Below are 5,276 nucleotides of genomic sequence, written 5' to 3' on the forward strand. Positions count from 1 at the left end.
AGGTCACTGGTTCAATCCCAGTATCGCGCACAGAGACCCACAAGGTCTCGTTTGCGGATGTAGCGCAGTTGGTAGCGCATCACCTTGCCAAGGTGAGGGTCGCGAGTTCGAGTCTCGTCATCCGCTCCACCCGGAAGGGCCGGTCCACCAGGACCGGCCCTTCCGCCTTTTCCGGCTAGCCTGGGCGCATGCTCGCAGACATCATCGGCCCGACCCTCCCGCCCGGGGAACCGGAGATCCGCGCCGTCGCGGTCTCCTCCCTCACCGGCTCCGTCACCCTCGACGGGGTCTCCGGGGACCTGGGCAACGACCTCGACCGGGAGCTGCTCCTCGCCCTGCGCGACTGGGCGGATGTCGTCCTCGTCGGCGCCGGCACCGTCCGCGCGGAGGGCTACACGGGCCAACGCGCGAAGAAACTCGCCGTCGTCTCCCGTTCCGGCGACGTCCCCCTCGACGACGCCCTCGTCCTCTCCCCCGCCTCCCCGGAGGATCTCATCGCCGACCTACGGGCCCGCGGCCACCAGCGCATCGTCTGCGAGGGGGGCCCGGAGATCTACACGATGCTTTTCGACGCCCACCTCATCGACATCCTCCACCTGACGGTCGCGCCGGTGCTGCTGGGGCCCGTCGAGAAGCATCTCCTCAACGACGGGCAGCACCGCCTGCACCTGGAACATCACGCGGCGACGGACGACGGTACCCTGTTCCTCCGTTACCGTGCGGTACGGTAGGCGCGTGAATCTGACGAGACTGTGGGTCGCACAGACCCCCCTGACCGAACCCACCCCCCGTCACCGTCGCACCCCCGTCGATGACATCGGCCGGCTCGTCGCGTGGCCGCTGGCCGTCGTGCTGGTGCTGCACCGGATCTTCGTGCTCGCGCTCAACGGTTCCGTCACCGACGACTTCACCACGGTCTACTCGGCGGTCCGCCGCTCGCTGGAGGGCGTGCCGGTCTACAACGAGGTGTACCACCACGTCGACCCGCACTACCTGTACAACCCGGGTGCCACGCTGCTGCTCTCCCCGCTGGGCTGGCTCACCGAACCCGACGCCGCGCGCACGGCGTTCATCATCCTCAACGCGGCGGCTGTCATCGCCGCCCTGGCGCTGCTCACGCGGATGTTCGGCTACTCACTGCGCTCGCTGGTGTGGCCGGTGGCGATCGTCGTGGCGTTCCTCACCGAGGCGGTGCGCAACACCCTCATCTTCTCCAACATCAACGGCCTGCTGCTCCTCGCCCTGGTCGCCTACCTGGCGCTCCTGCTGCGGGGACGAGGCTGGCTGGCGGGCCTGGTGATCGGGCTGGCGATCCTCATCAAGCCGCAGTTCGCCCCCCTGCTCTTCCTGCCCGCCGTGAAGCTCGACTGGCGCACCGTCCTCGGCGGGATCACCGTCCCCGTCGCCTTCAACCTCGCGGCCTGGCCCCTCGTCCCGGGAGCCTCCGAGTACCTGACGAACCTGGTCCCCTACCTCAGTGAGGTCCGCGACTACGCCAACTCCTCCCTCGCCGGCGCCGCCGTCTACTTCGGCATGCCGCCCCTCCTCGAGAACGCCCTGTGGCTGCTGTTCGCCGCGGTCGTCGCCGTCGGAGTCATCGTCCTGCTGCGCTGGCGCTACTCCGACCCCCTCCTCTGGATGACCACCACCACCGGCCTGCTCATGACCGGCGTCTTCTTCCTGTCCTCCCTGGGGCAGATGTACTACTCGATGATGCTGTTCCCCATGATGTTCACCGTCCTGCAGCGCACCAGCGTCTTCCACACCTGGCCCGCCTGGCTGGCGGCGTACCTCTTCCTCACCCCTGACTCCTTCCACTCCTGGCGCGAACCGGACCTGTCCCGCTGGATGGACTTCTTCCACCCCACCCTCGGCTGGGCGACGATGCTCGTGGTCATCAGCACCTGCGCCGTGGTCTGGTGGCGCACCGAATCAGTAGACTCGTCGCATGACCGACTTCAAGCTGATCAGCGACGACGAATGGCGCCAGCGCCTCAGCCCTGAGGAGTTCCACGTCCTCCGACGGGCCGGCACGGAGCCGCCCTTCGTCGGCGAGTACACCGACACCACAACCGAGGGCGTCTACTCCTGCCGCGCCTGCGGCACCGAGCTCTTCCGCTCCACCGAGAAGTTCGACTCCCACTGCGGCTGGCCGTCCTTCTTCTCCCCCCTCGCCGAGGACCGCATCATCGAACGCCGCGACACCTCCCACGGCATGATCCGCGTCGAGGTGCTGTGCGCCGCCTGCGAGTCCCACCTGGGCCACGTCTTCGAGGGCGAGGGCTACGACACCCCCACCGACCTGCGCTACTGCATCAACTCGATCTCCCTGACCCTCGAGGAGCAGTAGGAAAAAGACGACGCCCACCCGGGATACGGGTGGGCGTCGGCAAGCGGTGTCCTAGGGGAGGACGGCGACGACCTCACCGATGTCGGCGACACGACGACCGGAGAAGAACGGGGTCTCCTCACGCACGTGCAGACGTGCGTCCGTGTAACGCATCTGGTGCATCAGGTCGACGATGCGGTCCAGCTTCGGCCCCTCGAAGGCGAGCATCCACTCGTAGTCACCCAGCGCGAAGGCGGGGACGGTGTTCGCGCGGACATCCGGGAAGTCGCGGGCGGCCTGGCCGTGCTCGGCGAGGATGCGGCGACGCTCCTTCGGGTCGAGCAGGTACCACTCGTAGGAACGCACGAACGGGTAGACGGTGATCCACGCCTCGGCCTCCTCGCCCATGATGAACGACGGCAGGTGCGAGCGGTTGAACTCGGCCGGGCGGTGCAGACCGGTGCCGATCCACGCGGCCTCGAGGAGCTGGCCGAGGACGGTGGTGCGTCGGAAACCCTGGTAGGCGGCCTGCAGATCCTCGAACTCCTCCGCGTGCCACCAGATCATCAGGTCCGCCTCGGCGTTGATGCCGGCGATGTCGTAGATACCGCGGACGACGACCTTCCCCCCGGCGGTGAGGGTGTCGAAGAAGGCGCGGGCCTCGGCGATGATCTCGTCGCGCTCGGTGCCCAGGGCACCCGGGATGGCACGGAAGGTGACGAACTGGGTGTAGCGCTGCATGCTGTTGAGCTCGTCGAAGTTCAGTTTGCTCACGAAGATCCTCTTTCTGCGGTTGGGGGCGATGCCATCCATCATAAGTTGGATGGGCCCACCGAGGGCAACCCACGGCGCGCCTCCGCCTCAACAGCACCACGCGTGGTTAGTTTGATGACGTGTTCACCCCAGACTCTCCCGAGACCCCGACGCCGCTCAACCGCGCCACCGCGGGCAGGGGCGCCACCTTCGGTGCCGACGACGAGACCGGTACTCCGGCCGTGTTCACCCGCGCCGTCGAATCGATGCACAGGGCCGAACTGCGCCCCGAGATCACACTCGGCACGATCCGCCCGCCGCAGCGCCTGGCACCGTTCAGCCACGCCATCGGCCTCGAGGTCGAGAGGTCATGGGACGAGGCCGCCGCGTACGGCGACGCCTTCGGCCGTCTCATCCTCCTCCACGACCCCGGCGCCGACGAAGCCTGGGAGGGCGCCATGCGCCTCGTCGCCTACATCCAGGCCGACATGGACCACGAGGTCGCAGCCGACCCGCTGCTTCCCGACGTCGCCTGGCAGTGGCTCAACGAAGGCCTCGCCGGGGCCGGCGCCGACCACACCAACCTCGGCGGCACCGTCACCGCCACCGCCTCCGTCCGCTTCGGCGAGATCGGCGGCCCACCGCGCGCCCACCAGCTGGAGATGCGCGCCTCCTGGACCGCCTCCGAGCTCGACCTGGCGCCGCACGTCCTGGCGTTCTCGCGGGTGCTGGCCAACGTCGCCGGACTGCCCCCGGAGGGTGTCGCCCGCCTCGGCTGAGCCTGGTTTAAGCTGGATGGCCATGGCTCCACTGACTTCACCCCGCGACGGCATCCCCCGCGTGCTCTCCACGCCGGCGGAGTTCTCCGCCGCGGCCGCCGCCCTCGATGACGGGCAGGGACCGGTGGCGATCGACACGGAACGCGCCTCCGGCTTCCGTTACGACGACCGCGCCTTCCTCGTCCAGATCCGCCGCCGCGACGTCGGCACCTTCCTCCTCGACCCCGAGGGACACCGCCCGGAGTTCACCGCCGCACTCGCCCCCGCCCTCAACGGCCGGGACTGGATCATCCACGCCGCCCCCTCCGACCTGCCCTCCCTGGCCTGGCTGGGCCTCTACCCCGGCTCCCTCTTCGACACGGAGCTCGCCGGCCGCCTCGCCGGCTTCGACCACGTCAACCTCGCCGCCATGACGGAGATGCTTCTCGACGTCCACCTGGCCAAGGGCCACGGCGCCGAGGACTGGTCCCAGCGCCCGCTGCCCGCCGACTGGCTCGCCTACGCCGCCCTCGACGTGGAGCTGCTGCTGGAGCTCGGCGACACGATGGCGGAGATCCTCGACCACCAGGGCAAACTCGAGTGGGCCACCCAGGAGTTCGAGCACATCCGGCGCACCCACGCCACCATCACCGGTCCCACCGAGACGACGTGGCGCGACATCAAGGGCATCTCCACCCTCAGCCGCCCCGAGCAGCTCGCCGTGGCCCGCGAACTGTGGATGGCACGTGAGTCCATCGCCGTCTCCGAGGACCGCGCCGTCGGTCGTGTCCTGCCGAACAAGGTGCTCATCGAGGTCGCCCGCACCCTCCCCCGTAACAGCCGCGACCTGGCCCGCGTGAAGGGGTTCCCGGCCCGTCGCCGCTCGGCCGTCCGCTTCTGGGGAGAGGTCGTCGACCGCGCCCTCACCTCAGACCCCGGCACCTGGCCGCAGCGCGAGCGTGCGCCCCGCGGGCTGCCCTCCCGTCAGGCGTGGGCCAACGAGTACCCCGACTCCTTCGCCCGTTTCACCGCGGCCCGCGACACCATCGACGAACTCTCCGCGGAACTGGAGATCCCCACCGAGAACATCCTGCGTCCCGCCACGCTGCGCGAAGTGGCGTGGGCGGCGACGAACGGTCGCGAACTCCGCTCCCATCTCGAGCTGCCGGACCTGCTCCGGGCTCACGACGCGCGGGACTGGCAGATCGAGCTGACCTCCCCGATTCTGCAGGACACCTTGTTCTAGTTTCTAAAGGTTGATCAGGGCCATGGCTGAGAGGTCGCGGATCGGGTGGATGTTCCGCCGGGGCGGACCACCACCCGGCGGGTGATGCACCACCCCACCCGGTACCCGTTCCATCCGACCGTGCCTCGGCGGTTTATCCGGGTCATCGTCGTTGCGGGCATTGTGCACACCACACAACATCGTCAGATTG

The 5,276-nt window shown here is 68.9% G+C and carries 6 protein-coding genes, 1 tRNA gene and 1 pseudogene; 6 read left to right on the forward strand and 2 right to left on the reverse strand.

The genetic code is table 11. The annotated features are described in order from the left end of the window. Positions 1-53: 53 nt before the first annotated feature. The 4 genes from GXZ33_RS12250 to msrB all read left to right on the forward strand — a co-directional run bounded on the left by GXZ33_RS12250 (position 54) and on the right by msrB (position 2,350). A tRNA-Gly gene (locus tag GXZ33_RS12250) sits at positions 54-129 on the forward strand. Between the two features lie 59 nt (positions 130-188). Then, complete coding sequence (locus GXZ33_RS12255) at positions 189-731, forward strand: dihydrofolate reductase family protein (protein WP_291341498.1); 543 nt, start codon at positions 189-191, stop codon at positions 729-731. Positions 732-741: 10 nt separating this feature from the next. Continuing rightward, positions 742-2,004: a glycosyltransferase family 87 protein gene (locus GXZ33_RS12260; protein WP_291341502.1), complete on the forward strand. Its 1,263-nt coding sequence runs from the start codon at positions 742-744 to the stop codon at positions 2,002-2,004. After that, a complete protein-coding gene (gene msrB / locus GXZ33_RS12265) occupies positions 1,949-2,350 on the forward strand; it encodes a peptide-methionine (R)-S-oxide reductase MsrB (protein WP_291341499.1) in 402 nt (133 codons plus the stop codon). Before GXZ33_RS12260 ends, msrB begins: the two co-directional genes overlap by 56 nt. A 51-nt stretch (positions 2,351-2,401) precedes the next feature. Here the strand turns inward: msrB and hemQ are convergent, their stop codons facing one another. Beyond that, positions 2,402-3,070, reverse strand: a complete 669-nt coding sequence (gene hemQ / locus GXZ33_RS12270; protein WP_363237385.1) for a hydrogen peroxide-dependent heme synthase — start codon at positions 3,068-3,070, stop codon at positions 2,402-2,404. Between the two features lie 152 nt (positions 3,071-3,222). Between hemQ and GXZ33_RS12275 the strand changes: the two genes are divergently transcribed. Both GXZ33_RS12275 and GXZ33_RS12280 read left to right on the forward strand, forming a co-directional pair. Continuing rightward, a complete protein-coding gene (locus GXZ33_RS12275) occupies positions 3,223-3,861 on the forward strand; it encodes a DUF3000 domain-containing protein (RefSeq protein ID WP_040085985.1) in 639 nt (212 codons plus the stop codon). 22 nt (positions 3,862-3,883) lie between these two features. Beyond that, positions 3,884-5,086, forward strand: a complete 1,203-nt coding sequence (locus GXZ33_RS12280) for a ribonuclease D (protein WP_291341501.1) — start codon at positions 3,884-3,886, stop codon at positions 5,084-5,086. Between the two features lie 3 nt (positions 5,087-5,089). On the opposite strand, the pseudogene GXZ33_RS12285 reads toward GXZ33_RS12280, so the two are convergent. Continuing rightward, positions 5,090-5,276 (reverse strand): annotated as a pseudogene (locus tag GXZ33_RS12285) (HNH endonuclease); the annotation flags it as partial.

This window comes from Corynebacterium sp. (assembly GCF_012838985.1).
Taxonomy (GTDB): Bacteria; Actinomycetota; Actinomycetes; order Mycobacteriales; family Mycobacteriaceae; genus Corynebacterium.